Annotated in this window: 1 protein-coding gene; it reads right to left on the bottom strand. The window is 21.8% G+C overall.

Annotated elements, in window-relative coordinates; translation table 4 throughout:
- Nucleotides 1-179: 179 nt before the first annotated feature.
- Nucleotides 180-770 carry a nicotinamide riboside transporter PnuC gene (pnuC, locus tag EHV01_RS05850; RefSeq protein ID WP_422066642.1) on the bottom strand — a complete coding sequence of 197 codons (591 nt, stop codon included), beginning with the start codon at nt 768-770 and terminating at the stop codon, nt 180-182.
- Nucleotides 771-1,074 lie beyond the last annotated feature (304 nt).

Below are 1,074 nucleotides of genomic sequence, written 5' to 3'. Positions count from 1 at the left end.
TAATATTTATCAAATTTCATAATTTTAGATTCCTATAATTTCTATTTTAAATATATTTTATAGGAATTTTAAAATAACTAGGTTATGCAAGAAGTCTAATATATAAAGATTATTCTAATTAATTTTCTATAAATAACAATGTTTTATAATTTTATTATGACTAATAAAGCAAGAAAATATTAATAAATCAGGAGCATTATCCTGATTTTATTTAAATAACCACCTCAAATTAAAAAGCCAATGATGCTATTTGCAATAAAAAAACTTGTTTGAATTAACATATTAATATTAATTGTTATTGGATAATTAGCACCAATACTATTAACTCCTGCAAACATTGCAAATTGTAAAATATTTGAAATTAATCATAAAATTCATTGTTCTTTTAGTCGTAAAAACATTAAAATTGAAGCAATAATTGCGATGCTATTGATTGTACTGTCAAAAATATGAGCAATAGGTTGGTTTAAATAGGCATAATCTGTTTTTACTAATGCATAATGAAAAGCTGGAATTTCATAATATCAAGTAATCGCAAGAATAGCACAAATACCTAAAGAAATTGGTAAAATTATTCATCATTTTGAATTTCGAATGTTTAATGAGGAATCTTGTTCAAAAATAAAAGTTTTTTGTCATGTATATCAACCAATAAATTGAAATGGTAAATAAAAAAATAAATTTAATTGAGCATAACCAGTATAACCAAAACCAAATGAAAAAAGACCAAATGTAGTCACACTAATTAATCCTCAAAAATAATTGCTCATTTTACCAAAACTAATTAAAACAACATTTAAAATACTTGTAAAACTGACTAAACCACTTAATGAATAAAGTGTAGCGTCAATTCATTTAGGAATATTTCCTAAATAAGGTTTGGGAGTATTTAATATATTAACAATACTAAAAAAAGAAGGATTATGGTTAGCATCAATAAAATGATTAAAATAATCAAAAAAAGACTTTAATTTTGTAGAAAACTCTTGATATTTATAGAATATACTTAATTTTAGGTATATTTTTAATATATAAGAGGTAAATAATTGATGGAAAAAATAATTACAGNNAAAW

The sequence above is a fragment of the Spiroplasma sp. hy2 genome (assembly GCF_044714365.1).
GTDB lineage: Bacteria > Bacillota_I > Bacilli_A > Mycoplasmatales > Mycoplasmataceae > Spiroplasma > Spiroplasma phoeniceum.
This window is presented reverse-complemented; position numbering and strand designations above follow the sequence as displayed.